The organism is Prochlorococcus marinus str. MIT 9401, assembly GCF_000760095.1.
Taxonomy (GTDB): domain Bacteria; phylum Cyanobacteriota; class Cyanobacteriia; order PCC-6307; family Cyanobiaceae; genus Prochlorococcus_A; species Prochlorococcus_A marinus_I.
Genome location: NZ_JNAR01000017.1, coordinates 150,127 through 175,265 on the forward strand (window position 1 = coordinate 150,127; position 25,139 = coordinate 175,265).

26 protein-coding genes and 1 tRNA gene are annotated in these 25,139 nt (G+C 31.6%); 16 read left to right on the forward strand and 11 right to left on the reverse strand.

Translation table 11 applies throughout. From position 1 onward, the window contains the following. Positions 1-16: 16 nt before the first annotated feature. Positions 17-985 carry a cysteine synthase A gene (gene cysK / locus EV01_RS00125; protein ID WP_032516785.1) on the reverse strand — a complete coding sequence of 323 codons (969 nt, stop codon included), beginning with the start codon at positions 983-985 and terminating at the stop codon, positions 17-19. Positions 986-1,138: 153 nt separating this feature from the next. Between cysK and EV01_RS0109255 the strand changes: the two genes are divergently transcribed. The 3 genes from EV01_RS0109255 to EV01_RS00115 all read left to right on the forward strand — a co-directional run bounded on the left by EV01_RS0109255 (position 1,139) and on the right by EV01_RS00115 (position 2,214). Continuing rightward, the gene (locus tag EV01_RS0109255) at positions 1,139-1,405 is read left to right on the forward strand and encodes a hypothetical protein (RefSeq protein ID WP_032516784.1); all 267 of its coding nucleotides are present in this window, start codon (positions 1,139-1,141) and stop codon (positions 1,403-1,405) included. 13 nt (positions 1,406-1,418) lie between these two features. Then, positions 1,419-2,093 (forward strand): ABC transporter ATP-binding protein, encoded by a 675-nt coding sequence (locus tag EV01_RS00120; protein ID WP_032516783.1) that lies wholly within the window; start codon positions 1,419-1,421, stop codon positions 2,091-2,093. Between the two features lie 49 nt (positions 2,094-2,142). Continuing rightward, a tRNA-Asn gene (locus tag EV01_RS00115) sits at positions 2,143-2,214 on the forward strand. A 1,024-nt stretch (positions 2,215-3,238) separates the two neighbouring features. Here EV01_RS00115 and EV01_RS00110 read toward each other — a convergent pair. Beyond that, positions 3,239-3,598 (reverse strand): DUF7326 family protein, encoded by a 360-nt coding sequence (locus tag EV01_RS00110; RefSeq protein ID WP_032516782.1) that lies wholly within the window; start codon positions 3,596-3,598, stop codon positions 3,239-3,241. Between the two features lie 392 nt (positions 3,599-3,990). Here EV01_RS00110 and EV01_RS00105 point away from each other — a divergent pair, with 392 nt between their 5' ends. Next, the gene (locus tag EV01_RS00105; protein WP_032516781.1) at positions 3,991-4,773 is read left to right on the forward strand and encodes a response regulator transcription factor; all 783 of its coding nucleotides are present in this window, start codon (positions 3,991-3,993) and stop codon (positions 4,771-4,773) included. A 3-nt stretch (positions 4,774-4,776) separates the two neighbouring features. On the opposite strand, the gene EV01_RS00100 is transcribed toward EV01_RS00105, so the two are convergent. Genes EV01_RS00100 through EV01_RS00090 form a run of 3 tightly spaced genes read right to left on the reverse strand, consistent with a single transcriptional unit; the run spans position 4,777 to position 8,669 of the window. Continuing rightward, positions 4,777-5,739, reverse strand: coding sequence for a DNA polymerase III subunit delta' (locus EV01_RS00100; protein ID WP_032516780.1), 963 nt, complete (start codon positions 5,737-5,739; stop codon positions 4,777-4,779). After that, a complete protein-coding gene (gene tmk, locus EV01_RS00095) occupies positions 5,736-6,374 on the reverse strand; it encodes a dTMP kinase (protein ID WP_032516779.1) in 639 nt (212 codons plus the stop codon). The genes EV01_RS00100 and tmk overlap by 4 nt, the downstream gene beginning before the upstream one ends. After that, positions 6,375-8,669: a heavy metal translocating P-type ATPase gene (locus EV01_RS00090; RefSeq protein WP_032516778.1), complete on the reverse strand. Its 2,295-nt coding sequence runs from the start codon at positions 8,667-8,669 to the stop codon at positions 6,375-6,377. A gap of 120 nt (positions 8,670-8,789) precedes the next feature. On the opposite strand from EV01_RS00090, the gene EV01_RS00085 reads away from it, so the two are divergent. Beyond that, positions 8,790-9,311: a photosystem I assembly protein Ycf3 gene (locus EV01_RS00085; protein WP_002805833.1), complete on the forward strand. Its 522-nt coding sequence runs from the start codon at positions 8,790-8,792 to the stop codon at positions 9,309-9,311. A 4-nt stretch (positions 9,312-9,315) separates the two neighbouring features. Here the strand turns inward: EV01_RS00085 and radA are convergent, their stop codons facing one another. Next, on the reverse strand, positions 9,316-10,677 hold the full coding sequence (gene radA / locus EV01_RS00080; RefSeq protein ID WP_032516777.1) for a DNA repair protein RadA: 1,362 nt from the start codon (positions 10,675-10,677) through the stop codon (positions 9,316-9,318). 107 nt (positions 10,678-10,784) lie between these two features. On the opposite strand from radA, the gene rpaB reads away from it, so the two are divergent. From rpaB to EV01_RS00055, 5 genes are read left to right on the forward strand one after another with little or no spacing between them, the layout of a single operon-like run. Further along, positions 10,785-11,531 carry a response regulator transcription factor RpaB gene (rpaB, locus tag EV01_RS00075; protein WP_032516776.1) on the forward strand — a complete coding sequence of 249 codons (747 nt, stop codon included), beginning with the start codon at positions 10,785-10,787 and terminating at the stop codon, positions 11,529-11,531. Then, entirely contained in the window at positions 11,532-12,950 is a 1,419-nt protein-coding gene (gene plsX, locus EV01_RS00070; RefSeq protein WP_032516775.1) for a phosphate acyltransferase PlsX, read from the forward strand. It abuts the gene before it with no gap. A gap of 53 nt (positions 12,951-13,003) precedes the next feature. Then, the gene (locus EV01_RS00065; RefSeq protein WP_032516774.1) at positions 13,004-14,011 is read left to right on the forward strand and encodes a beta-ketoacyl-ACP synthase III; all 1,008 of its coding nucleotides are present in this window, start codon (positions 13,004-13,006) and stop codon (positions 14,009-14,011) included. Between the two features lie 15 nt (positions 14,012-14,026). Then, positions 14,027-14,923: an ACP S-malonyltransferase gene (gene fabD / locus EV01_RS00060; RefSeq protein WP_032518529.1), complete on the forward strand. Its 897-nt coding sequence runs from the start codon at positions 14,027-14,029 to the stop codon at positions 14,921-14,923. Between the two features lie 5 nt (positions 14,924-14,928). Continuing rightward, positions 14,929-15,549, forward strand: coding sequence for a lysophospholipid acyltransferase family protein (locus tag EV01_RS00055; RefSeq protein ID WP_032517242.1), 621 nt, complete (start codon positions 14,929-14,931; stop codon positions 15,547-15,549). 4 nt (positions 15,550-15,553) lie between these two features. Here the strand turns inward: EV01_RS00055 and EV01_RS00050 are convergent, their stop codons facing one another. After that, complete coding sequence (locus tag EV01_RS00050; RefSeq protein ID WP_032517244.1) at positions 15,554-16,207, reverse strand: molecular chaperone; 654 nt, start codon at positions 16,205-16,207, stop codon at positions 15,554-15,556. An 8-nt stretch (positions 16,208-16,215) separates the two neighbouring features. Beyond that, on the reverse strand, positions 16,216-16,464 hold the full coding sequence (locus EV01_RS00045; protein ID WP_032517245.1) for a Ycf34 family protein: 249 nt from the start codon (positions 16,462-16,464) through the stop codon (positions 16,216-16,218). A gap of 14 nt (positions 16,465-16,478) precedes the next feature. Here EV01_RS00045 and EV01_RS00040 point away from each other — a divergent pair, with 14 nt between their 5' ends. Continuing rightward, positions 16,479-17,696 carry a CCA tRNA nucleotidyltransferase gene (locus tag EV01_RS00040; RefSeq protein WP_193741394.1) on the forward strand — a complete coding sequence of 406 codons (1,218 nt, stop codon included), beginning with the start codon at positions 16,479-16,481 and terminating at the stop codon, positions 17,694-17,696. A 58-nt stretch (positions 17,697-17,754) separates the two neighbouring features. Then, on the forward strand, positions 17,755-18,171 hold the full coding sequence (locus EV01_RS00035; protein WP_032517246.1) for an RNA recognition motif domain-containing protein: 417 nt from the start codon (positions 17,755-17,757) through the stop codon (positions 18,169-18,171). Here EV01_RS00035 and EV01_RS00030 read toward each other — a convergent pair whose 3' ends face one another. Together EV01_RS00030 and pds are read right to left on the reverse strand one after the other, a co-directional pair. After that, positions 18,172-19,080: a phytoene synthase gene (locus EV01_RS00030; RefSeq protein ID WP_032517247.1), complete on the reverse strand. Its 909-nt coding sequence runs from the start codon at positions 19,078-19,080 to the stop codon at positions 18,172-18,174. Between the two features lie 38 nt (positions 19,081-19,118). Next, positions 19,119-20,516 (reverse strand): 15-cis-phytoene desaturase, encoded by a 1,398-nt coding sequence (gene pds, locus EV01_RS00025; RefSeq protein WP_032517248.1) that lies wholly within the window; start codon positions 20,514-20,516, stop codon positions 19,119-19,121. A gap of 90 nt (positions 20,517-20,606) precedes the next feature. Between pds and ndhM the strand changes: the two genes are divergently transcribed. After that, positions 20,607-20,954: an NAD(P)H-quinone oxidoreductase subunit M gene (ndhM, locus tag EV01_RS00020; RefSeq protein ID WP_032517249.1), complete on the forward strand. Its 348-nt coding sequence runs from the start codon at positions 20,607-20,609 to the stop codon at positions 20,952-20,954. Beyond that, positions 20,951-21,577: a DUF3172 domain-containing protein gene (locus tag EV01_RS00015; protein WP_032517250.1), complete on the forward strand. Its 627-nt coding sequence runs from the start codon at positions 20,951-20,953 to the stop codon at positions 21,575-21,577. Before ndhM ends, EV01_RS00015 begins: the two co-directional genes overlap by 4 nt. Positions 21,578-21,583: 6 nt before the next feature. On the opposite strand, the gene EV01_RS00010 is transcribed toward EV01_RS00015, so the two are convergent. Further along, complete coding sequence (locus tag EV01_RS00010) at positions 21,584-22,528, reverse strand: LysR family transcriptional regulator (protein WP_032517251.1); 945 nt, start codon at positions 22,526-22,528, stop codon at positions 21,584-21,586. Between the two features lie 83 nt (positions 22,529-22,611). Between EV01_RS00010 and EV01_RS00005 the strand changes: the two genes are divergently transcribed. Further along, positions 22,612-23,340 carry an NnrU family protein gene (locus EV01_RS00005; protein ID WP_032517252.1) on the forward strand — a complete coding sequence of 243 codons (729 nt, stop codon included), beginning with the start codon at positions 22,612-22,614 and terminating at the stop codon, positions 23,338-23,340. A 33-nt stretch (positions 23,341-23,373) separates the two neighbouring features. Next, a partial coding sequence (locus EV01_RS0109260; protein WP_032523313.1) for an NAD(P)H-quinone oxidoreductase subunit 5 occupies positions 23,374-25,139 on the forward strand: 1,766 nt, incomplete at its 3' end.

Genomic DNA, 25,139 nt, shown 5'->3' on the forward strand with positions numbered 1-25,139 from the left:
ATTTATAAATTATGATTTAAAGATAACCATCTGCCCTGGCTTGAATTGAGGTATTCGATTCAAACATTGCTGTTGATAAATATCTTTCACCAAAACTTGGAAGAATAACTATCAATCTTTTATTCATCAGTTCTTTCCTCTCACCGATTTTTATAGTTGCTGCTAAAGCTGCACCGCTGCTGATGCCAGATAAAAGGCCTTCTAATCTAGCTAATAAACGCCCATAATAAAATGCTTCATCATCATCTATTTGTATAATTTCATCAATTAATTTAGTATTCAGTACTTTCGGTACGAAACCTGCTCCTATACCTTGAATTGAATGAGATCCTGCTTTTTCTCCAGAAATCACAGCACTTTTTTTGGGCTCTACAGCATATATTTTGCAATTTGGATTAACTTTCTTCAGAAAACGAGCGCAACCAGTAATTGTTCCTCCCGTGCCTACTCCTGTAACTAGCCCATCTAAATTGTTATTGGATTGGGACCATATTTCTTGAGCCGTTGTTTTTTCATGAATATCTGGATTGGCAAAGTTTTCAAATTGATTAAATTGATAGCTATTAGCAATGCTTGAAGATAACTCATTAGCTAAATCTAAAGCTCCTTTCATTCCTTCTTTCCCTGGTGTTAACTGTAATTCAGCTCCATATGCTCTCAACATTGCTCTCCTCTCAATACTCATTGTATCGGGCATAGTTAATATCAATTTGTAGCCTTTTGCTGCAGCAACCATTGCTAATGCGATGCCAGTATTCCCACTTGTTGCCTCAATCAACGTTGTTTTTTCTGGTGTTATGAATCCTTCTTTCTCAGCTTTACATAACATTGAATAAGCAATGCGATCCTTAACGGACGCTGATGGATTGAAACTTTCAAGTTTGGCTATTATTTCTGGATAACAATTAAAATACTTTCTGATTCGATTTAATTTAACTAAAGGGGTATTTCCAACAAGAGAAGTTATATCATTTGCTATTTCCATGAAACGATTTTTTAAATTGCAAAATAAAATAATCCACTTATATAGTAATTGTATTTAAAGATCTTTTATATAATTTTCTCAAAAGAAATTAATTTAAAATAACTTTCTGCACAGAAATATTTACTATTATAAAAAGTAGTTTTTATAATAGTTATGTATTTGTTGGAACTCAGCCTGAGATATTCACCTTTTCCACTTTCAGTACAGAAGAAAGAATTTGATGACGCTAAACGAATTTATGATCAAATAAAAAATTCTATGAATGAAACTTTAGAATCCTCAAACTTGATTGAATTAAAGTGTGACAAAGTGCAAGATAAATTAATTGCAGTCAGAGCTAAAGAAATCATTTCTGTTCAGATATATGAAAAATCTTCAGTAGCAGGAGGAGCTAAAAGGCCAGGTTTTTTCTCAACATAGATTAATAGAATTCATGCGAGATTCTCTTGAAAATGAAATACCTCAGATTCAATTCAAAGATGTTTTTTTTTCATATCCTGGGAAAAAAGAACATTTAATTTTTAAATGTAATTTTTCAATAAAGAAACCTGGATTTTGGATGATCGTAGGTAAAAACGGTAGCGGAAAAAGTACTCTTTTAAAATTAATAAATGGAATAATCAAACCCCAAAATGGAGTTATTGATTCTAAAGGAAATATTGGTATGGTATTTCAAAATCCTGATCATCAAATATTGATGCCGAATTGCAGAAGTGAACTTCTAATTAATATTAATCATAATTTAAGTCAAAATGAAATCAATAAAAAAATTGAATATGTGCTTGATAAGGTAGGAATGACTGGTTTTGAAAAAAGGCCAATTCATACACTAAGTGGTGGACAAAAACAACGTTTAACTATTGCATGCTCTCTTATTAGTAATAGAAATTTTATTCTTTTGGATGAGCCTACTGCTTTACTTGATCAAACCAGCCAAATAAAAGTTTTAAAAACTATTAAAAATCTTACAAATGACCATAAAAAACCTTTATCTGCTTTGTGGATTACTCATCGTTATGAAGAATTAACTTATGCTGATGCAGTAGCAGAGTTGAAAAATGGATTTTTATCTAGCTGGCAAGATCCATCAAATTTTCAATATAATTAATTCTTGTACTTGTCATAAGGTACTTTAAAGAGCTAAATTCATTGTATATTCCTCGGTAGCTCAGCGGTAGAGCGATCGACTGTTAATCGATTGGTCGCAGGTTCGAATCCCGCCCGGGGAGTTATATATCTTTTAAAGCATAACAAAGATCCCACAAGGGTCTTTTTTAATGTCTGCTACTAGCTTCTCAGGGTATTACGGATATACAACTAATTATAATATAGGACATCTTGACTAGAACATTACTAGTCTTTTACTAGTCTTTTACTAGTCTTTTACTAGTCCATATGGTGATTGAATTTCTGATGCTATTACTAGTTTCTACTAGTCTCGCAAACACGCTTGATGAATATCCTTTAGATGAGAAAAGATGTATGAAACAGGCGACTGTAGAAATGAGAAAAATAGTACCGCCCAGGAATATAGGGTTATGTACTTTGAATGCGGAATATGTGAAATGTATGAATTCAAATCATCACTTTTAAACATTTAACTACTACTCAATGAAATATATTAATTATAGTTATTGCTCATTTCTTAGTTAAAAAATATCCTTATTTTGCTATTGCAATACTTGGTAAATCTCTTTTTTGGAATATTGCTTTTCTTAAATAATTTTTCTATGTAATTATTTGCTAAGAAATAATTCAAATGTTACTTAAATAAAAAAATAAGAAATAGTATAACCTCTAAAATTTTAGAAAAAACTATGTGGTTTATTGTTTACCCAAAAGAATTTTCATTGCTAAATTAAAAATGGGTTTTCCTTTGGGTTTGTTCTATAAATTTTTATGGATTTAGTGCTTCAGTATATGTGATAAATGCTCTTGATAAGTTTCTTATAATCCCGCCTGAGGATTTGATACATTTCAAAAAGTATGAAAATTCCCCTGAAAAGGTTATTTGTTTTATTTATAAACCTCTTTTTTGTCAAAAAAATGTTTTGCCGATGTATAATCTGAAAAAATAATTAACTATTAATAACAGTAAATAGAACACTTAATAAATATATCACAACTTAAATTACTACTAATATACATAAATTTTATATGTTTCAGTAACAGTAATTAGAACATTCACTAAATTCTTCAAATAATAAAAATAAGTTAATTTTTGTACTGTATAAATTACACTTTGCAGAAATTCTAATCATCCCACATATCCGTTTTGTCTTGATCTAAATTATTATTCTTGAGTAATTCTATTCTTTTTTTCTGAGAATCTATCTCTGTTTCAGGAACGTTTTTCTCGTCAATGTATTTTGTTTGTATTTCTAGGATAACTATTTCAAATTGCTCTCCAAAAAAATCTGACATTTCTCTCCATGCTTCTATTTCTTCTTCTTTGTCGATAGTATCGTTTATCTGATGAGAAATAATTTCTAGTACGTATTGTTTAAGCTCTTGATGACTCATTGAGTCTACTTTTTTTTGAATGTAAAATTCTTTAAGTTTTTCTAGTTGCTTTTTTGATAAATCAGAATAGATAAATGATTTCTTTTTCATAAATACTTAAATTTTTTTTAATATAAACAAAATTATTACTTAAAACACTCAGAATAAATCAAAAGCTCAACCCAGTTTAATCTTCTTTGAAAAGCGAGAATCACCATCTTTTTGAGTTGTGAAATAATTTACTATTGCAATAAGGATTAGGTATTATTCATTAATTTTCTTCTAATACCCCTCTAATTATTAAGAAAAAGTAAATAGAATCCAAAGAAAATGTAAAATTTAAAGTTTTTAAAAATTTGTAATTTCTCTTTAATACCTTGCTATTATTGAATAAATCGATAAAACTAATTGATAAAATTGTTTACATTAATTCTGCAATCTTTATAAATTCTTGAGAGAATCGTATTACCAAAAATTTAATTTTAATTTAATAGTATATAAATATGAAAATTTCCATCCTTTTAATTGAAGATGATCGTGATATGCGTGATTTAGTTGCTAGGCATTTAGAACATTCTGGCTTCGATGTTCAAAAAGCTGAAGACGGAATTAAAGGTCAAGCATTAGCTCTTCAATACGCACCAGATTTAATATTGTTAGATTTAATGCTTCCAAGTGTTGATGGATTAACTCTTTGTCAGAGACTTAGAAGAGACGAGAGAACATCTAACATACCAATTTTGATGATAACGGCATTGGGTGGTCTCAAAGACAAAGTTACTGGATTTAATTCCGGGGCTGATGATTACATTACTAAACCATTTGATTTAGAAGAATTACATGTGCGTATAAAAGCTCTACTAAGGAGAACCAACAGAGCTCAGTTGAATTCAAGTAATCAGCAAGAAATATTAAATTATGGACCCTTAACTCTTGTTCCTGAAAGATTTGAAGCTATCTGGTTTGAATCTCCTATTAGATTAACTCACCTTGAATTTGAATTATTGCATTGTCTTTTACAAAGACATGGGCAAACCGTATCACCTGCATTGATTCTTAAAGAAGTTTGGGGATATGAACCTGATGATGATATTGAGACGATAAGAGTCCATATAAGACACTTACGAACCAAGTTAGAACCTGATCCACGTAAACCTACTTATATTAAAACTGTATATGGAGCAGGATATTGTCTCGAGTTACCGATAGGTCCTCAAGTTGAAATTGCTAAGCAAGAATTTATTCAATCAAAAAAACCTAATTTAATAAATTCAGCAATAGATTAAATTTTAGATATCTTTCACTGCAATGTTTAAAAAAGTAGTCTCCCAAGACAATCTTGGTTGAATGTTTTTTTTCAGGTGAAATTTTAATTTTTCAAGTTTTTTCATCAAATCAATATTTCTTGTCTTTCTCCACCAAATAATTTGAATGAAATTTACCAAAAAAATTTGTTGATAAATTTCTAACTGTTCAGTTATAAATTTAGATACCTCTAAAATTTCTAAAGTATTTTTTAATGGAGAATCTAATTTACTAATAACTTCATCAGATAATGTATTTAAAATTTCAATATTCTTCAATAATTGACCAGGGGATCCATTTGCAGATTTTACTAAATCTTTAATTTTGAACTTTCTATCAATAGCAGCTGTAGAAGGATCTAAATAATCTCTTAAAATAGAATTTATATGTTTACTAGAAAAGGACCTAAACCTAATTATTTGACATCTTGAGATAATGGTATCTAAGAGAAAGTTTAATTTGGATGTTAATAAAATGAATATTCCATTATTTGGTTCTTCTAGGATTTTTAGAAGGCAATTTGAAGCTGGTTCATTTAAAAGATGTGCATCAAAAATTAAAACTATTTTTTTTTCTGAGTTTATTGATTTTTGACCTAGAAAAGTTTTGATATTTCGTATTTGAGAAATTTTAATAATCTCAGATCCACTTTTTGTCGTTTTTTCAAGATCGGAATTTTTTAATTTTTTTGTGTCCGAAAGAGAATTAGGTTCGATAATTAGAAAATCAGGATGGTTATTGTTGGTAATTATCTCATCAATATTTCTGCTTTGGGAAGATTGTTGGAAAATATCTTTTATGAATTTAAGAGCGGTTTGTTTTTTTCCTACTCCTTCAGCACCATAAAATATATAACCATTTGCAAATGATTTTTCTTTTACTATGCTCTTAAGATATGCATTGACTTCTTGATTAAAGATTAAATTATTTTTTTTTAACTCAATCATTTGTTATTAGAAAATTTCTCTAATAGAGTCTCTTTGATTTGTTTAGAAATACTTTTAATATTTTGTGAAGCAGAAATTACTTTCCAGTTTTTTTCTTTCGCAATTAATTTAAATCCTTCATTTACTTTTTCTAAAAATCTGATACCTTCTGATTCAATTCTATCTGGAATTTCATTTTTCCTTCGTAAGATACTCTCTTCTGGAGAAATTTCTAAGAAGAAAGTTAGGTCGGGATATGCTCCTTGACACACAATAGATTCAATATTTTTAATTATTTCTAAATTTATGTTTCTTCCATAACCTTGATAAGCCAGGGTGGAATCTGAAAATCTATCACTAATAACCCAATCATTTTTTTTTAAAGCGGGCGAAATGATTTTTGAAACGTGTTCAGCCCTGTCAGCTGAATAAAGCAATAATTCTGCAAGCGATGAAGGCTTGTTATTCTCATTATTATCAAGAATAAGTCCTCTAAGCTTTTTTCCTAAAAGACTGCCTCCCGGTTCTCTAGTTGTGATTAATTTAGACCCTTTTTTTATTAAACCACTATTAGGTAGCCATTTAGATAGTTCATCGATTTGGGTAGTTTTACCACATCCATCGATACCCTCAATAACGATAAATTTTCCTTTCATTTAATCCAAAGATAAAGCATTAATTACAACTGTAATAGAGCTAATAGCCATCAATAATGCTGCTATTGAGGGAGTAAGAAGAATACCGTATTTAGGGAACAAAATACCTGCTGCCAAAGGTATAGCAAGTAAGTTGTAACCAAAAGCCCATGTTAGATTTTGCTTTATTTTTCTTATAGTTTTTTTTGCAAGATTTAAGGCGTAGGGTAATCCATTTAGTTGATCTCCCATCAAAACTACATCAGCATTTGCTTTTGCTATTTGAGTCCCTGATCCCACTGCAATTCCTAAATCTGAGGATGCTAAGGCTGGAACATCATTAATACCATCACCAATCATTGCTACTTTATTATTGATTTTTAAATTTTCTATAGTTTTTAGTTTCATTTCAGGAAGAAGATCCCATTTTACTTCAGTTTCTTGACAACCAATTTTTTTTGCCAAAGCTAAAACAGTTTGTTTTCTATCTCCACTTAAAATATTAATTTTAAATTTGTTTTCTCTCAAATTTTGAACTGTTTTAATTGAATCATCTCTAAGTAAATCTCCTAACAAGATAAAGCCTAATAACTTATCTTTGATACTTACTCCAATGATAGTGTTAGTTTTTGTCTCTTTATTTTCAATTACTTTTTTTGCATCACTTTCAATAATTATTCCTTTGCTTAGAAGCCATTCAATACTTCCAATATTTATAAGCCCTTCAATTGAATCCAGTTCTCCAGAAATACCTCGACCAGAATGGGTGATAATTTTTTTTATTGGAAATAAACTTAAATTTTGTTTTTTTGCCTCTTGAATTAAGGCATCCGCTATTGGATGTCTGCTTTCCCTTTCTAAACTGGCAGCTATTCTTAATAAAAATGAATGATCATTATTATTTTTATAATCAACAATGAAAAGCTTACCTTTTGTTAAAGTACCTGTCTTATCAAAAATGATGTGATTAATTTTTGAAGCCATCTCTATTTTGTCTCCTCCTTTAAATAAAACCCCTCTTTTTGCCGCTTTACCTGATGCGACAGTTATTACAGTTGGGGTAGCTAAACCTAATGCACAAGGACAAGCTATTACTAAAACAGCAATTGTCAATTGAATTGCTAAACTCAGGAAATTCTCAGCATTACTACCAAGAGAACTATGAAGTGTATGGCTTGAGTGAGTGATTAATTGATTATTATGACTTAATAAATCAGGCCAAATCTTACTTGCGCCCTTCCACCAAAAGAAGAAATTTAAAGTAGCAAATATAAGCACAAAATAAGTAAATTTGCCTGCAATTTCATCAGCAATTCTTTGAATTCGAGGTTTTCTAGAGTTTACAGATTCAATGAGATTTACTAGTTTTGCAAGAGAAGAATCCCCTCCAACCTTTTGTACTTTAAGTCTAAGAGTTGAATTAAGATTTAAAGATCCAGTAGATAGATTTTCGCCTTCTTTTACTTCGATAGGTTTGGACTCTCCAGTAATATGAGAAACATCAACATATGAATTACCTCGAGTTACAATGCAGTCAGCAGGTACTCTGTCTCCTGCTAAAACTTGAATCTCTTGATTAGGTCTTAAAGTGTTTACTCTTATTGACTTTATTTGATTATCTTCTGTATATATATTTGCCATTTCAGGTTGAAGGTCTAATAACTCTCCAATGGATGAACCAGTTTGGTATCTTGCTCTTTCTTCTAAGAAACGCCCAATCAGAATAAAACCTAAAAGCATAACTGGTTCATTAAAAAAACAAGGAAAACCAGTTTTAGGAAATATTAAGGATAGAAGACTTGTTGTATATGCGCTAATTACTCCAAGAGCTACTAAAGAATCCATATCCGGACGGTTCTTAATAAATGATTTAAATCCATTAAAAATTATTTCTCTGCCAGGAAATAATAGAGCTAATGTGGCGATTGAAGCATGAAAAAATATATTACCTAATATTGGAAAATTTACATATCTTCCTTCTGCTAGATGACCTAATCCAGAAAATAATAAAAGTAATAGGGCAAAAGTTAGTTTTTTCCATTGATTATTCCATCTCTTTTTTTTTTCTAATTCTGCTTTGTTTATTTTTTTTGAAAAGTCATTTATGTAAATCTTTGATGGGAAACCATTCTCTTTTAGATTTTCGAGGACAGTTTCTATTTCAATATGTTTCTGAGAAATTTCAAAATATGCACTCTCAGTTAGTAAGTTCACAGAAACATTTTCAATACCATCAGAATTATTCAATATTTTTTCAACAGTACTAACACAACCTCCGCACTTCATTCCTGTAATACTTAATTGAATTTTCTCCATATTTTTCACGATAGAAGCAATTTAATGCTTGGCCTCTTTTTTATCTATAATAATAAATGTAATAGATTTTTAAATAGTTATTTTTTAAATTATTATATTATTCTTATTAGTTTTTGAGCAGTGCCTAGTAATCAAAACAGAGACAATTTTATTGATAAAGCTTTTACTGTAATTGCTGAATCAATAGTAAAAATAATGCCTATTGCAGAGAAAGAAAAAAAGGCATATATCTATTATAGAGATGGCTTAGCTGCACAAAATAATGGCGATTATTCGGAAGCATTAGAGTATTACAAAGAGAGTTTACTGCTTGAAGAAAATAAAATTGATAGGGGTGAGACTCTAAAAAATATGGCAATAATATACATGAGCAATGGTGAAGAAGATTTGTCTATTGAAACTTATGAAAAAGCATTAGTAGAAAATCCTAAACAGCCATCATGTCTTAAAAACATAGGTTTAATTTATGAAAAAAGGGGAAGATATGCCGAGCAAAATGGTGATTTAGATCAGAGAGATATTTGGTTTGATAAAGCTGCTGAAGTCTGGTCTAAAGCAGTTAGATTATATCCAGGAGGGTACCTAGATATTGAGAATTGGTTGAAAAACTCAGGAAGAAGTTCAATCGATATGTATCTCTAATATTTTACTCTGATAAAGAATAATCAACTGCTTCTTTAATATTGGAAATCTCTTTGATATTTATTAAATTCTGAAAATTATTATTTAGTTTATCCTCTAATTTTGGAACTACGATATTTTTGATCCCTAGTCTTACAGCTTCTTCTATCTTTGTTCGAAGGTTATTCGATTTCCTAACCTGACCGCTTAGACCCAATTCCCCAATAAATGAGCAACTTGCCAAAGGAGGAATATTTTTCAAACTTGATAAAATTGATATTGCTACGCCTAAGTCAGATGACGGATCATTAATTTCAAAACCTCCTCCAGTAGCTATGTAACAATCAAATTCAGATAATTTAATGCCCACATGTTTTTCAATAACAGCTAAAATTTGATGCAATCTATTTATGTTAATTCCAGTTGTAGTTCGTCTTGGGTTACTGTAGAAAGTCTTATTTACAAGTGCTTGTATATCAACGGCTAATGGACGACTACCTTGATTTGTAATAGTAGTTGTTACACCTGAAATATTTTCTTTATTTGTAAAAATTGAACTTGGGTTTTTTATCTCTAGTAAGCCTTCTTCAAGCATTTCAAAAATTCCAATTTCAAAGGTAGATCCAAATCGATTTTTTATACTTCTTAATAATCTATGTGAGGAAATATTATCTCCTTCAAAGTTTATTACTGTATCAACTAAATGCTCAAGAGTTTTAGGACCAGCTAAAGCACCATCTTTGGTGACATGACCAATAATAAGAAGCGCAATATTATTTTCTTTTGCAAGATTTTGCAATTCAGATGAACATGCTCTAACTTGAGAAACCGATCCTGGCGAACTTTGCATCTCATTATTATGGATGGCCTGAATACTATCAATAATTGCGAAACTTGGATTTACATGTTTGATCTCTTCAATAATCAGGGATAAATTGGTTTCTGCAAAAATTTTTAGATCAATACTGGTTTGATTTAATCTTTCCCATCTTATTTTTACTTGTTCTAAAGATTCTTCTGCAGTTATATATAAAACTTTCTCACTGAGAGATATTTTTCCTGCTGATTGAAGAACTATTGTGCTTTTACCAATACCTGGTTCTCCTCCTAATAAAACAACAGATCCAGGTACTATTCCACCTCCAAGGACTCGATCAAATTCCTTAAAACCAGTTGTAAATCTTGTTATTTTTTTTGATGAAATCTCATTAAAGGGTATGGATTTTTTACTACTTTTTATAACTTTTGTTTCTTGATATTGAGATCTCTTACTTTTTATTTCTTCAACAATGGAATTCCATGAGTTGCAATTAAGGCATCTACCAAAATATTGAGAAGTTTCAGATCCGCAATTCTGACAAATAAAAGTCGATAATTTGCTAGACATTAAGTTTCTGAATAAAATAATGGAACTCGAATGTTTGGGATATTGCCCCTCTACAAGTTAGATTAGGATAATAATAAATTCTCTTACTGATTAGCTAATAGAAACAAATGGCTCAATCTAGTCAAACTAAAGAAACTATACTTGTCGCAGATGACGAGGCGAGTATTAGAAGAATTCTGGAGACACGTCTCTCCATGATTGGCTACAAGGTTGTAACTGCAAGTGATGGTAAAGAAGCACTAAAGTTATTTAGGGATTACGAACCTGATCTAGTAGTACTTGATGTCATGATGCCAAAGTTAGACGGTTATGGAGTTTGCCAAGAACTACGGAAAGATTCTGATGTACCAATTGTTATGTTAACTGCATTAGGAGATGTTGCAGATAGGATAACAGGCCTAGAACTAGGTGCTGATGATTATGTAGTAAAACCATTTAGTCCTAAGGAATTAGAAGCTAGAATTAGGTGCGTTCTAAGAAGAATTGACAAAGAACAAATTCCTGGAATGCCTAATTCAGGATTAATTTTGGTTACTGATATAAAAATTGATACAAACCGTCGACAAGTTTTTAAAAGTGATGAGAGAATTAGATTAACTGGTATGGAATTTAGTCTCTTAGAGCTTTTAGTAAGTAGATCAGGAGAACCATTTAGTAGAGGAGAAATTTTAAAAGAGGTTTGGGGATATACACCCGAGAGACATGTAGATACAAGGGTAGTCGATGTTCACATCTCAAGATTACGATCAAAACTGGAGGCTGATCCTGCAAATCCTGAATTGATATTAACAGCAAGAGGAACAGGATATCTTTTTCAAAGGATCGTCGATATTTCTCCTTTTGATGGTAAATAAATGGCTAAAGAATATGTACCTAAAATTAATAAGCCCAGAGCTATCAGAAGATTAGTTATTTGGTATAAAAGAAACTCTGCTGTAACTTCAATAGTAGATTCTGCTACTAGTTCCGCAGCAACAGCTAGTAATGTGGCTGGTAACGTAGTTTCTGGTGCTGGATCTGTTGTAAGCACAGCTAGCAATGTTGCTAGTAATGTAGCGGGTAATGTAGCAGGAAATGTAGTTTCAAGCGCTGAATCAGTTGTTAATACTGCAAGCAGTGTTGTCTCAAATGCTAGTTCATTGGCTAAAAATACATTACAGCCACTAGTTTTTGACCCATTAAAAAGATTACAAAATAGCGATAACATTTTAAATAAGGAACAAGACTCGAAATCTAATAGAATTTGGATTGCAGTTGACGGTATGGGTGGAGATCATGCTCCTGGGCCAATTCTCGAGGGTTGTCTTGAGGCGATAAGTAGATTTCCAATAAATATAAAATTTGTTGGCAATATTGAAAAAGTTAAAAATGCAGCAGAGCTAATTGGTTTACTAGAATTACTTGAAAAAGAAATAGAAAATAATCGTTTTGAATTAGTTGATAGTGGAAATCCAATTGGGATGAATGAGGAGGCTACTGCAGTTCGAAAAAAGAAAAACGCAAGTATAAATGTTGCAATGGATTTAGTAAGAAATAATAAAGCCCAAGCTGTATACTCAGCAGGTAATTCAGGAGCTATGATGGCTTCTGCGATATTTAGAATCGGCAGATTGAAAGGCATTGATAGACCTGCTATAGGAGCATTATTTCCAACAAGAGATCAAACTCGCCCTGTATTAGTTTTAGATGTTGGTGCAAATACTGATTGTAAACCATCTTATCTACATCAGTTTGCTCTTCTAGGTAATATTTATGCAAAAGATGTTTTACAAGTAAAAGAACCAAGAATTGGCCTTTTAAATATTGGAGAAGAAGAATGCAAAGGTAATGATTTATCACTAAAAACATTTGAATTACTATCTAATGAAAAAAATTTTAATTTTGGAGGTAATTGTGAAGGTCGAGACGTACTTTCAGGCAATTTTGATGTAGTAGTTTGTGATGGGTTTACAGGTAATATATTGTTAAAATTTCTTGAGTCTGTGGGAGGTGTATTATTGGATATTTTGAGAGCTGAGCTGCCAAGAGGTAGGCGGGGGAAAGTGGGTTCAGCTTTTTTAAAAAGTAATTTACTAAGAATTAAAAAAAGGTTAGATCATGCCGAACATGGTGGAGCTTTATTACTTGGCGTCAATGGCATTTGCGTTATCGGTCATGGTAGTAGTAAGTCTTTATCAGTAGTTAGTGCTCTTCGTTTGGCTCACTCGGCAGTGAGTCATGACGTTATGGATAATTTAAATCAACTTCAAAAGCTTCAAGTTTTAAATTCTTAAAACATATTGCGTCTAATTTATGTTTGACTTATATAAGTAACTAAAAAACTCTTTTGGAAGGAATAAAATTTAACCAGATTGGAGTCTCATTTAGAGGAAGTGGTAGTTATGTACCTGAACAAATATTAACCAATCAAAAAATAAGTCAAAAAGTAGATACAAGTGATGAATGGATAAAATCAAGAACCGGCATTTCTGAGAGAAGAATTTCTGGCATAGGGGATGATGTCACAGAGATGGGTTATGAGGCGGCACTTACTGCGATTGAGATGGCTAATTGGGATATTAAAACAATTGATTTGATTGTCTTAGCCACTTCTACTCCCCATGATTTATTTGGTTCAGCCCCTTCTATTCAAGCAAAATTAGGGGCAGCTAATGCTGTAGCTTTCGATTTAACTGCAGCATGTAGTGGTTTTTTATTCGCTTTAATAACAGCCTCACAATTTTTAAAAGGTGGCAGTTTTAAAAGGGCTATTGTTATAGGAGCAGATCAATTATCAAGCTTTGTTGATTGGAATGATAGGAGAAGTTGTATTCTCTTTGGAGATGGTGCGGGTGCATTAGCAATTGAAGCTACAAATGAATTTGATAATTTAATTGGTTTTGATATGAAAACTGATGGGGTAAGGGGCTCATTTCTTAATCTTCCATCAAAAAATAATAAGGATTCAATAATTGAAAATGTTGATTTTTTAAGTGGAGGCTTTTCTTCAATTCAAATGAATGGTCAGGAAGTTTATAAATTTGCAGTTAGAGAAGTTCCAATAATTCTTGATAAGTTATTAAAAAAAACCAATTATAGTTCGAATGAAGTTGATTGGCTTGTATTGCATCAAGCTAATCAAAGAATATTGGATTCTGTAGGAGACAGGTTAAAAATTCAAAAAGAAAAAATTCTTAGTAATTTAGGAAAATATGGCAACACTTCAGCAGCAACAATTCCACTAGTGATGGATGAGGCTATAAGAAATAATAGAATTAAACAAAATGATATTATTGCTACAAGTGGTTTTGGCGCTGGGTTAAGTTGGGGTGCAGCCCTCATTAAATGGGGTTAAAAAAAAAGGAGCATTATGACAGTTGCATGGGTATTTCCTGGACAGGGTTCGCAAAAAATTGGAATGGCAAAACAAATCGAAAATTTGTCTAACGCAAAAGAGAGGTTTGGTTATGCATCTGAGATATTTGAGAGGAATTTATTTGAAATTTGTGAGTTAAATTCTGAACCAACAAATCCTCTTATGGATTTAAACAATACAAGAAACACACAAATTTGTCTGTTTTTAGTTGAATCGATCTTATTAGATGCATTAAAGGATAATGGATTTAAACCAACTTATGTTGCTGGGCATAGTCTAGGAGAAATCACTGCATTGTATTGTGCGGATGTTTTTTCATTCAAAGATTGTGTTTCACTAATAAAAGAAAGGTCTCAATTAATGGTCAATGCCGGGAAAGGATCTATGGCAGCAGTAATTGGTTTTGATAGAAATCAACTGGATTTATTAGTACAAAAAAATAATGATATTGTAATTGCTAATGATAATAGCTCTTCCCAAGTTGTCTTATCAGGATCTACTGAAGGATTAGATAATTTATCGAGAGAAATTTCTTGTAAAAGATTCTTGAAATTAAATGTTTCAGGTGCATTTCATTCACCATTTATGAATGAACCTTCATCAAAATTTTCTGAGTATTTAAAAAAGATTAAATTTAACAATCCCTCTATTCCAGTCATAAGCAATTATGAACCCTCTCTTTGTAGTGATTCAAAGGAGCTTAAAATTAGATTAGAAAAGCAAATGTGTAATGGAGTGAGGTGGCGGGAAACTATGGATATCATGGCAAATGATAGTGATCTGCATATTGTTGAAATTGGCCCTTCTAATGTGCTTAGCGGTTTAGCAAAAAGACATCTAAAAGATGTAAAAATTTCTCAAGTTTCGTCTTCCGATCAAATATCTTATTAATTTGTATGAAAAATGATATTTTACAAAAATTAATCTATGAATTAGTTAGCAATCTTTTTGTATTGCCTATTTATAAGTTTGTATTTAAAGGTCATTTAATAGGTAGAGAAAATATTCCTAAAAAAGATTCTTTTATAATGGTTTCTAATCATGGTTCTTTACTTGACCCTCCATTCTTAGGACATGCTCTTGGACGTAATATATCTTTTATGGCCAAGGCAGAGCTTTTTAAAATTCCTTTTCTTGGTTTTATTATCAAGGCTTGTGGAGGATATCCTGTAAAAAGGGGGATTGCTGATAAAAATGCAATTAAAAATGCATGTAAAAAATTATCAAATGATAATTGTATTGGAATTTTTATAGACGGCACTCGTCAAAAAAATGGTCGAGTTAATAAGCCCAAGCAAGGGGCTGCATTATTAGCCTTTAAAAATCAAAAATTATTATTGCCTGTTGCAATAGTTAATTCACATAGATTAATAAGATTTAAATTCTTTATTCCTTTATTTTCGAAAATAGTTATTAAAGTGGGAAAACCTGTTCAACCTCCACAAAGCTCATCAAGAGAAGATCTATATTCTGTAACATTGCGCCTCCAAGATAAAATTAATAAATTGATAGGATGAATACTTAGTTAATTGGGGATATCGGATAAAGAGGCAAAACTTTTTGCCATGAATCTAAATTTGTTTTAGATAAACTTTTATTTGATAAATCTAAAAGTTCTTTTAAATCTTCTTTATCTTCATAAATAGCCTCAAAAAAAAGTTCTTTATTGTTAATTTCTTCAATAACTTTTGGTAAAACAGTTTCCTGAATGAATATATCATTAGGATTTTTTTTGTCCTGACGAATTTCATATTTACCTGCAATGAAACCCTTTCGTTTTAATTTTTTATAAATCCAGAATGATTTTTTGTTTGTAAAGATATTATTTTTTAATGCAATTCTTTTTGCAATTATTTCAAATGAACTAAAACTATCTAAAGGGCAATTTATTTGTTGTGAGATAGTTCTTGCTAAAACTACAATAAGTCGTGAAGCATTAAAATTCGCTGGCCCTATGCTGACAGATATCTTATTTACTTTTTGTAAATCTTCTTTAGAAATGAATTTGTCAAGATCATTAATTAAGTTGTTGCAAAGGTCATTATTAAAATTTTTGATAAATAATTTATCAGATTCAATTTTATTGTTTTTTCTATACCCAAAGCCAAAAGAATTGTCTGTACTATGAATAACTAATGTAGGGTAATTTTCTCTTTGTCTGGGTTTATTTGTCATCAATTACCCTAAGCAGGTATTTCCATACCTGGATTACACTTAGACCATTTACCAAATTCATTTTCAAAACTTTCACAAGATTGAACATCCCAATCAGTTTTATAATTACCATTATCTTTAACTATATTGACATGAATGTATGGTTTTTTTGCTTTAAAATCAGGTAGATCACAAATATGATTAACACCATGATTACTTTCAACATCATGATACGTGATACATCTATCAACCCATTTACAGTTGATGCAAATGCACATAATTAATAAATAAAATGAAAAATGGTATCCTCACCGATCATACACTAATAATTGATGAATTAGAGACAAGTATAAAATTTCATAATTTGAATCTTATATTAGGTTTTTTACCTAGAGGTTCATACTTGGTTGGAGGTTATATAAGGGATATTATTTTGGGAAGAGAAACTGAAGAGGTAGATTTTGATATTGTAGTCCCTTTAAATGCAATTGAAATTGGAAAAAAAATTGCAGATAATATTGGATCAAAATTTATAATTCTAGATGAGAAAAGAGAAGTGATAAGAATTATTTTTAATGATATTGATATTGATATTGCAACTCAGGTTTCATCCACGATTGAAGGGGATTTGCGTTCTAGAGATTTTTCTATTAACTCGATTGCTTTTTTATTTGATAAGAAGTGTTTGTTTGATCCATTAAATGGCCTTAAAGATCTAGAGCTTTCTATTCTTAGAACTCATTCTGAAATAAATTTACTAAATGATCCTTTACGAATATTAAGATGTTTTCGATTTGTTTCAGAGTTGAATTTTAAAATTGATCTCAATTTAATTACTTTTATAAAAAAAAATAAAGCCAAATTATATCTTGTTGCTAGAGAGAGGATCAATTATGAAATAGAAAAAATAGTACATGGAGCTAATGCTCTTGATGCGGTTCTTATGATAAAAAAAATTAATATATTTGGTATTGATAATTTATCTGGAGATTCTTTTTTTTTGGATTTAGAGAAAATTAATTATGCAGAACTTGATCATCAAGAAAAAGAAAAATTTTTACCATTATTTTTTATTGGGCAAATTTTAGATGTTTTATCTTTAGAGAAACTTAAAATAAGTAAAGCTGAAATTAAAAAAACTAAGTTACTACGAAAATGGTACTTTTTTTTGCAGAACAAAAATATTTCTCAGTTAAATGAATTGGATAGATTTAACTTACATAAGGAATTAGAGATGTTTCTTCCAGCTTTTATAATTTATTTACCTCAAAAATTACACTCTAATTGGCTAAAAAGATGGCGTGACAAGGAAGATAAATTATTTCATCCCTCAAATTTACTTAATGGTAATGTAATAAAAAAAAATCTAAAAATAGAGGATGGACCTACTTTAGGAGAGCTTTTACATTATCTTTCAAAGGAACTTGCTTATAAAAGATTGAATAATTTTGATGAAGCTATTTATAAAGCAAAGCAATGGATTGAACAAAATGCGCCAAAATGTGATTAAATACACATAGCCTAGTTTTGTTTAGAAGTTCAGACTTCAAAATCAATTTTAAAAATTTATGAGTATTCGCATTTACATTGGCAACTTACCACAAGGATTTAATCCAAAAGAGTTTGATAAGGTTTTAAAATCAGTATCTGATTCGATAAGATTTAAAGCAGTTTTAGATAAGGAAACAAAAGAATGTAGGGGCTTTGGATTCGCGACCACAAATAATGAAGAGAATGCTAATTTACTAATTCAGAAATTAAACGGTTTGGAATTTAATGGTTCTAAATTAAGAGTAGAGTTATCAGAAAAAAAAGATTCTGCCTCAAATAAAAAAGGCGCAAACTTTAACAAAAATAAGAAGAAGAAAGATTTCAAGAAAATTGTACACAGTGACGCTCCTAATCTTGAAGCACCAGATCCAAGATGGGCTGGAGAACTATCTAAGTTAAAAGATTTGTTAGCTAATCAGAAGACACCTGCTTAATTATTTAATACGAGAAATTAAAAAGGATATAGGTATTTCAAATGCTTTCACTGAATTTTTTACAAAAGCCCTATTATTAAAAACATCATAGTCTAATCTTTCAATAGAATCTAAAATTCCTCTGTATAGACGTAAAGATGTCCAAACTGGCCATCTCGCGTCAGAAGATAACCACTTAATCCCATCTTCAGATTTTTTGAACCAGTCTCGAGCTCGCTTTAATTGAAAGTCCATCAGCGCTCTCCACTGATTATTTATTTCGCCTTTTAAAAGTTGCTCTTCAGAATAATTAAATTTTTTAATATCTGTTTGTGGGAGATAAATCCTACCTCTTTGCCTATCTTCTCCGACATCTCTAAGTATATTCGTTAATTGATTGGCTATACCTAAAGCTATAGCTGCTTCTGAGGGGTCAGGCATAGCACTCCATGGCGCAGATGTATAAGCACTATCAATTCCCATGACATTCTGAGTCATTAAACCAACAGTCCCTGCGACTCTATAACAGTAAAGTTTTAATTCATCAAAATCTTTGTATCTAAATTTATTAAGATCCATCCTTTGACCATCAATCATATCTAGATAGGGTTGAATACTTTGTGGGTATTGTTCGATAGTGTCAACCATTACGGCATCTAATTCAGATTTAATATTGCCTTTAAATATATTCTTTGTATTTTCTTCCCATTCATCTAAGTTTTCTGAAAGCTCGTCTTGCGATTTAGTTGAAGCTTCTAAGCTATCCATTATTTCATCTGTTCTTCTACACCATACGTAAATAGCCCAAATAGCTTTTCTCTTTTTGAGAGGAAGAAGAAGAGTTCCCAAGTAAAAGGTTTTAGCCCATTTTTGTGTTTCTTTACGGCATACCTCATATGCTTGATCAAGTTGAGAAATTGAATTTTTCAAAAAAGTTTTAGCTCAATTTTTAAATACTTTAAATGTTTTCAAGAAACATTTTGAGGAGTTTTGGAATACTCTTTATTAATTGATTCTGCGCATAATTTACCACTTAAGACGGCTCCTTCCATAGATGCTAAATATTTTTGCATTGTATAGTCGCCAGCCAAGAAGAAATTTTTAATGGGAGATTTTTGGCTTGGTCTGAACTCCTGGCATCCGGGAACAGCTTTGTAGACAGATCTTGGAGTTTTGACTACTTTATATTTTCTTAACTTTGTCTTGTTATCACCCATGAAATGTGTTGGGAATAATTTTTTTAGTTCTTCCATAGTGGCATCAACAATATCTTGATCACTACGATTTATCCAATCTTTTGCAGGTGCAAAAACTAATTCAAGCATTGACCTATTAGGATCTTCATATTCTTTACATGTGATACTCATATCTGCATAAACACTTAGAAGCGGTGATCTGCTGAATAGTAAATGGTCAATATCTGTTAATTTTTTGTCAAACCATAAGTGAATATTAATAACTGGTACACCGTTTAAACCATCTAGTTTAGAAAAGGCGTCTAGGCCTTTCCATTGGTTAGGTATCATTAATTTAAATAGGTCAACTGGCATTGCACTGACATATGCATCGGCAGTGATCTCTTTCTTTTCTTTTTCATTTAATGAAGCAATAGTAAAACTTTTAACAGTGCTGTCTTCATTAAGATTGATTTCTCTTAATGGACTATTCATATGCACTTCTCCTCCTCGAGCAGTAATATAATCCACCATTGGTTGGCAAAGTCTTTCTGGAGGTGCTCCATCAAGGAATGCCATTTTTGATCCATTTTTTTCTTGTAAAAATCTATTTAGTGCTGTTAATAAAACAGTAGATGAAATTTCATCTGGCCCAATGAAATTTAGAGCTTTACTCATTGCTATAAAAACCTCGTCATTAACTCTTTCTGGAATATTGTGCTCTTTGAGCCAATCCGTCCAAGATTTGGTATCACATTTATCTAGGTATTTTTGACCCCTTAACATTGCAGGCACTAAACCCAATCCAAAAAGAATTTTTTCATTCCAAGAAAGCATGTCGTTATTACTAAGTATGGCTGAAACTCCATTTACGGGCGCTGGTATATCGGGAAAGTCAAATCTGCTGTAAGTTCCTGGCTCGGATGGCTGATTAAAAATCATTGAATGGCTTTTCCATTGAAGCCTATCTTCAATATCTAATTCCTTGAAAAGTTGCAACATATTGGGATAAGCCCCAAAAAATATATGTAAACCAGTTTCATACCAGTCTCCATCTTCATCTTTCCAGGCAGCAACTTTGCCTCCTAGAACATCCCTAGCTTCTAAAACGATTGGAATGTGTCCATTATCAGCTAGATATTTAGCACAAGATAAGCCCGCTAAACCAGCACCAGCAATTACAACACGCATTATTAAATCAAGAAATAAATAAACACTTAATAATAAGCTACATTAAAGTTAGAACATTATAGTTTTTTTCGTTGATTATTTCGCAAAATTATGGAAAAAATGCTTTTGAAGTCAACAACTCGACATGTAAGGATTTTTACTGCTGAAGTTGTTGATAAAGAATTGAAATTTCACCCAAACAAACTGACTCTTGATTTAGATCCTGATAATGAGTTTATTTGGAGCGAAGATTCTTTAAATAAAATAAATAAAAAATTTAATGAATTAATTCAAGAAAGAGCAGGTAAGGATTTGGATGATTATGAACTTAGAAAGATTGGCTCAGAAATTGAAGGTTTAATAAAATTTTTGCTCCAAAACGGCAAATTAAGTTATAACCCAGATTGCAGAGTAATGAACTATTCAATGGGTTTACCAAAGACAACTGAAATACTGTGAATAGACCTCCCTCAAATAGAAGACCTGGTAGAGGTACAAATAGAAACTATTACTCTCCAAATCAAAGAGATAGCGATTCTTATAGGCAGAGAAATACTAGGTTGCCCGCCTCTTCTTCTGAACAGAAGATTAACTTTAGTACAGGAACCATAGCTGTACTTGCAGGAGTATTAATTTTAGGGGTTGGTATTGGTAGCGCGATTACTAGTACTACTGATGGAGGACAGGGAAATATAGCTAGTCAACAACAATTAGATATGGCAGTTCCAGATCCAGAATTTTGTAGACAATGGGGCGCAAGTGCATTTGTTATTGATGTTGAAATGTATACAACTCTTAACCCATCCACAAGCTTTGTAACACAACCAGCTCTTCAACCAGGTTGTGTGATTCGAAGAGAGAACTGGACAGTTTTACAAAAACAAGGGGCGATAAGTAATGAAGATGTAAGAGAATGTAAGCAAAGAATGAATACTTTCGCTTATATAGGATCTATACGAGATAAACCAATAGTGAAGTGCGTTTATCAAACTGATGTTAACGAAAATAAATTTATAATTAAGGGAGATGGACAAGCCGAAGATGGAGGAGTTGGAATTAATAAAGAAGCAATTCAGTTTTAACCAAATTTACATCTGTCTTAATGGACTTTCTAAGCTGGCAAATTGAGGCAAAATATTCTTCTTAAATACTTCTGATGCCCTTGAAGTGTATCTTGATGGATTAGTAATTAATTTTAATTCTCTTTTAACTTCTAGGTCAGCAATAAATGCCTTGTGTATCGTTCCAGCTGCTAATTCTCTTTCAATTGAAACAACAGGTAAAAAAGAAGCACCTAAACCTGACTGTACAGCATTCTTGATAGCTTCGAGAGAGTTAAGTTCCATCTCGATTTTTAATCTTTGAATGTCAAGTCCAGAATTTTGAAGAAGTTTGTCAACAACTTTTCTTGTTGTAGATTGAGAATCTAATGTCACGAAATTTAATTTATATAAGTCTTCTTTTAAAAGCTCTTTTTTGTTAGAAAGTTGATGTTTAGTAGGTAAAACTAGTGCTAATTCGTCCGTTGCATATGGAATTACTTGTAGCAAATTTTCTAAATCACTAGGTAGTTGCCCACCAATAATAGCTAAGTCAATTTGTCCATTGGCAACACTCCATCCGGTTCTTCTTGTGCTATGGACTTGAAGTTGAACAGATACATCAGGATATTTTTGTCTAAAAAGTCCAATCATTCTTGGCATTAAATAAGTTCCTGTTGTTTGGCTGGCTCCAATTATAAGAGTCCCACCTTTTAAACTATTTAGATCTTCTATAGCTTTACAAGCTTCGTCGCATTGATTCAAAATTCGTTCACAATATTCAAGAAGAAGTCTTCCCTCTTCAGTAAGTAAAGCTTTTCTACCACCTCTGTCGAAAATTGTAATTTCGAGTTGTTTTTCTAGATTTTGTATTTGTAGGCTGACAGCAGGTTGAGTTACGTACAACAAATCTGCAGCTTTTTTAAAACTGCCTTGAGCTGCTATAGCTTTTAATATTCTTAATTGATCAAGAGTAAATGGTAATTCTGGCATCTAATGTGCCTACAATTACTTATAATTCTAATGCTTAGAAGTATTCTTGTTAAGAACTAAATTTTTTGAATAATTTGAATTTTATGGAGACTCATAAAACTTCTCTAATAATATTGTTTTTGATCTTGATTTTTGCAGTCATTCATAGTGGAGGAGCTGCTTTAAGAATAAAAGCAGAATCTTTTATGGGTCCAAGATTATGGCGTTTATGTTTTGTTTTTTTAAGTTTGCCTTCAGCAATTATTTTGATTAGTTATTTTTTAGCTCACAGATATGACGGGATAAGATTATGGAATTTACAGGGCAATAGTTTCATTTTTTTATTGGTTTGGTCTTTAACTGCAATAAGTTTTTTGTTTTTATATCCTGCTACTTACAATTTGTTGGAGATTCCCTCAGTTTTAAAACCTAAAGTACGAATTTATGGAACCGGGATAATGAGAATAACAAGGCATCCACAAGCGTTTGGTCAAATAATTTGGTGTTTTGCTCATACTTTATGGATTGGCTCATCATTCACGTTAATAACTTCTGTAGGGTTGATTTTGCACCATCTTTTTGCTATCTGGCACGGGGATAAGCGATTAGAGAAAAGATTTGGAGAGGAATTTGAAAAGTTTAAAAAAAATACTTCCATTATCCCATTTATGGCAATAATTGAAGGAAAGCAAGAATTAAAAATTAAAGAATTTTTTAGATTATCTCAACTTGGTATCTTGATTGCAATAGGAGTGCTTTGGTGGTCCCACCAGTATATAAATATTGCTGTTAAAACATTTAATTCATCATTTTTGTCGGAATTTTTCAATTGACAGTTTAAAATCGAAGATATAAGTTTTTTAAAAATGCCTCAAGCTTCAGAAATTGCCTGGTTAATTCCTGTTTTCCCACTTATAGGGGCAGTCCTTTCTGGCTTTGGACTAATAAGCATAAATAATAAAATTAATAATTCTAGAGAAATAGTTTCTATAGGTCTCATTTCTTTCGTCGGAATTTCTGCAGTGATAAGCTATAAAGCTTTGATTGAACAGATTAATGGTTATCAAACTGTAGAAAAATTATTTGTATGGGCTAATGCTGGGGATTTCACAATTCCAATGGGTTTTGTTCTTGATCCTTTGGGTAGTGTGATGCTTGCTCTAGTAACTACAATAACTCTGCTAGTAATGATTTACTCACACGGTTATATGGCCCATGACAAAGGATATGTCAGATTTTTTACTTATTTAGCTCTATTTAGTAGTTCAATGATGGGATTGATAATTAGCCCAAATTTGTTAGAAATTTACGTCTTTTGGGAATTAGTTGGAATGTGTTCTTACTTATTAGTTGGGTTTTGGTACGACAGAGATGGTGCAGCTCACGCTGCACAAAAAGCATTTGTTGTAAATAGAGTAGGAGACTTTGGTTTACTACTAGGCATACTAGGTCTTTTTTGGGCAACAAACAGCTTTGATTTCAATGAAATAGCTACCGGAATTTCTCAATCATTATCTGATAATTCAATACCCCTCTGGGCTGCTTTACTTCTTTGTTTTTTGGTTTTTTTAGGTCCAATGGCAAAATCTGCGCAGTTTCCTCTTCACGTATGGTTACCTGATGCGATGGAGGGCCCGACACCTATTTCTGCTCTTATCCATGCAGCTACAATGGTTGCCGCAGGAATATTTCTAGTGGCAAGGCTTCAACCTTTGTACTCAATATTCCCCTCCATACAATTCATTATTGCTTTAGTTGGTACCATCACTTGTTTTTTAGGGGCTTCAATAGCTTTGACCCAAATGGATTTAAAAAAGGGTTTAGCATACAGTACTGTTTCACAGCTTGGTTATATGATGCTTGCCATGGGTTGTGGAGCACCAATAGCTGGAATTTTCCATTTGATTACTCATGCTTGCTTTAAAGCGATGCTATTTTTGGGATCTGGCTCTGTAATACATGCTATGGAAGAAGTAGTAGGTCATCAGCCTGTACTAGCTCAAGATATGAGATTGATGGGCGGTCTAAGAAAAAAAATGCCATATACATCTGCAACATTTTTAATAGGTTGTGTAGCAATTAGTGGTATTCCTCCATTGGCAGGTTTTTGGAGTAAAGATGAAATACTGGGAAATGCATTTATATCATTTCCAGCTTTTTGGTTTGTAGGTCTGTTAACAGCTGGAATGACTGCTTTTTATATGTTTAGGCTCTATTTCTTGACATTTGAAGGTGATTTCAGAGGGGAGAATAAAGAATTACAAAAAGAGCTTTTAATCGCCTCCAAAATAAATCTAGATCAAGAAAATGAAGAACAGCATGAAGAACAGCATGAAGAACATGGCTATATTCATGAGTCTCCATGGTCAATGACATTTCCCTTAGTATTTCTCGCAGTACCCTCTTTAATTATCGGTTTTATAGGACTCCCATGGGATAGTAAATTTGCAAATTTATTAGATCCAGAGGAAGCAGAGGTTGCTTCAAAGGCTTTCGAACTCAAAGAATTTTTGCCTTTAGCTATAGCTTCAGTTTTTATTGCATCAGCTGGAATCATTATTGCTTATCAAGCATATTTTGTTAAGAAAATTAATTTGTCAATATTATTTGCAGAAAAGTTTCCAACAATTAA